Raw genomic sequence first — 2,973 nt, forward strand, 5'->3', positions numbered from 1 at the left:
CGGTACCGCCGGCGCTGCCGCTTTTCACAACAATGCTGAATTATCGGCATAGCCATGCTGCATCCGCACAGGAGCCAGTCGATTCGCAGCACGCATGGGATGGCATCCGCCATGTAGGCGGAGAAGAACGCACAAACTATCCGTTGACAGGCTCGGTAGACGATCTTGGCGTCGGCTTTTCCATTACTACCAAGTGTGTCAAGGCGATCGATCCTTCCCGCATCAATGCTTACCTGAACCGTGCGATGGAGTCGCTGATAGCGGCCCTGCGTGATGTACCAGAAAAAGAAGTGCGGTCGCTGGACATTCTTCCTGAGACCGAACGGCATCAGCTGCTCGTGCAGTTCAACGACACCGCGGCAGCCTATCCGCAAGACCAGCTGATTCACCAGTTGTTCGAGCAGCAGGCAGCCCTGCAGCCGGAAGCGACGGCGGTGGTCCACGAACAGGATAGCCTCACGTATGCAGAACTGAACCGCCGTGCCAATCAGGTGGCGCACCGTCTGCTCTCGCTGGGGGTCAAGCCCGATGACCGGGTGGCGATCTGTGTCGAGCGCAGCCTCGAGATGGTTGTCGGCCTGCTGGGCATTCTCAAGGCAGGCGCGGCCTACGTGCCGCTCGACCCGGCCTATCCACACGAGCGGCTGGCTTACATGCTCGAAGACAGCGCGCCGGTAGCCGTGCTGACGCAAAGCGCCTTGCGCCAAGCCTTGCCATTAAGTGCGGCCGCCGCGCTGACGCTGCCGGTATTGGAACTGGATGTCCCCGCATCATTTGCCGACCAAGCCGAACACAACCCGGATCCGGCTTTGCTGGGCTTGCATGCCAACCACTTGGCTTATGTGCTTTTTACGTCTGGTTCAACTGGTCAGCCTAAGGGAGCTATGAATATGCATTGCGGCATTGTCAATCGCTTAAATTGGATGCGAGAAACAATGAATTTAACTTCAAACGATCGCACCTTACAAAAAACAACCCTAAGCTTCGACGTGTCCGTTTACGAAATTTTCCTTCCCTTGTCTATAGGCGGGCAGATTTATCTTGCAAAACATAATTATCAGATTGATATTCAGTACTTAGCAGAGGCAATAGAATCATATAAAATAACCTTAACATCTTTTGTTCCGTCAGTACTAAAATTCATACTCGAACTTAAAGATAAGCCAAAATGGTCTAATCTAAGACATATGATTAGCGGTGGCGAACCATTAACTCGAGCTACAGCTCAAGAATTAATTAAATGTTTTCCACACGTAGAGCTATGTAACATTTATGGACCAACCGAAACCTCAATTGGAGTTACATACGGCAGAGTCCTTGATAACGCCTTTCAAAGTGTTGTATCTATAGGTCGCCCGATTAGCAATGTAAATATATATATTTTAGACAACAAAGGGAATCCTGTTCCGCTAGGTTCGGTAGGCGAAATTCACATTGGAGGAATAGCGGTAGGACGCGGCTATCTAAATAATAAAGAGCTCACTGCAAAGCGATTTATTAATATCACGTTCGATGATGCAATTAATAGAAGGCTTTATAAAACAGGCGATCTTGCACGTTATGACATCAATGGGAATATTGAATACATTGGAAGGCTAGACTTTCAGGTTAAAATTCGTGGCATACGAATAGAATTAGGTGAAATTGAGCAACAACTAACATCTTGCAAGGGAATCAAGCGAGCGGCAGTTGTAGCAAAAGCGGACAAATTTGGGCAACCAAGCTTAGCTGCGTATTTCATCGAAGAAGAGGGAAGCAATATTTCAAAAGATGAAGTTATTGAAGATCTATCTAGAAAGTTGCCCGAATATATGATTCCACATAATTTAATAAAACTGGAGAATTTTCCATTAACCTTCAGCGGCAAACTGGATATTTCTAAATTGCCTGATCTTGAAAGTTTATATAACCCTGAAAAAGAGAATATCAGTCCAGTGGGAGAGATGGAATGCTTTGTTGCTGAAACATGGGAAGAAATACTTAAAATTAAAAAAGTTTATAGAGATGATAACTTTTTCGAGCTTGGAGGGCATTCTCTTATGGTTATGCAAGTTTTGACGCGAATCAATAATGAGTATGATGTTGAAATACCAATTTCAAAAATCTTCGCAAGTCAAACATTAAAAGAATTCTCAAAAGAAGTATTGAAAATTTTGCTGTCGCAATACGCGGCCGAAGACGTAAGTTTGGAAATTACTGCTACTCAAACGCAGAAATAAATTATAAGCGTAATCGTAATTTTTTTATTTGAACCTATGTCAGAAATCAATATAGATGACCTCAATTCCTCAAGCCTTGAACTTTTGCTTCATGGGCTTAAAAAACGAGGTGCAAAAAGATATAATAATGGCCGTTCTGATCCAATAGTTGTAGTTTCACGAAATGTAGAACTTACTTTATCGTTAGCCCAGCAACGCCTGTGGTTCCTGGCACAGCTCGATGCCTCGGCCGGCGCGGCCTACCACATCCCGGCCGCGTTGAGGCTGACCGGCAAGCTCGATACGCAAGCGCTGCAGGCGACGCTGGACCGCATCGTCGCCCGCCACGAGAGCCTGCGCACGACCTTTGTCGAACTCGATGGACAAGCGGTGCAACGGATCGCTGCGCCATCCGTGGGCTTTGCCCTTGCGCGGATCGATCTGACCGCGCTGGATAAGGCGCAGCAGGAGGAACAGGTGGTGCGGCTGGGCGAAGAAGAGCGAAGCCGTCCGTTCGACCTGGGCACGGGTCCGCTCATCCGTGGCGCCTTGCTCAAGCTGGCGGAGCACGAGCATGTCCTGCTGGTAACGCAGCATCACATCGTTTCCGATGGCTGGTCCATCGGGATATTGGTCAGGGAAGTCTCGGCCCTCTACAGCGCTTTCAGCCAGGACAAACCCGATCCCTTGCCCGAACTGGAAATCCAGTACGCCGATTACGCCCATTGGCAGAGGAACTGGCTCAAGGGCGAGGTCCTCGAGCAGCAGCTGGGAT

At 48.5% G+C, this 2,973-nt stretch carries 2 protein-coding genes; both read left to right on the forward strand.

The genetic code is table 11. The annotated features are described in order from the left end of the window. A partial coding sequence (locus U1H99_RS30010) for an amino acid adenylation domain-containing protein (protein WP_323145150.1) occupies positions 1-2,219 on the forward strand: 2,219 nt, incomplete at its 5' end. Positions 2,220-2,255: 36 nt separating this feature from the next. Further along, the coding region (locus U1H99_RS30015) for a condensation domain-containing protein (RefSeq protein ID WP_323145151.1) at positions 2,256-2,973 on the forward strand (718 nt) is incomplete at its 3' end.

It is taken from the genome of Massilia phyllosphaerae (assembly GCF_034659755.1).
GTDB lineage: Bacteria > Pseudomonadota > Gammaproteobacteria > Burkholderiales > Burkholderiaceae_D > Telluria > Telluria phyllosphaerae.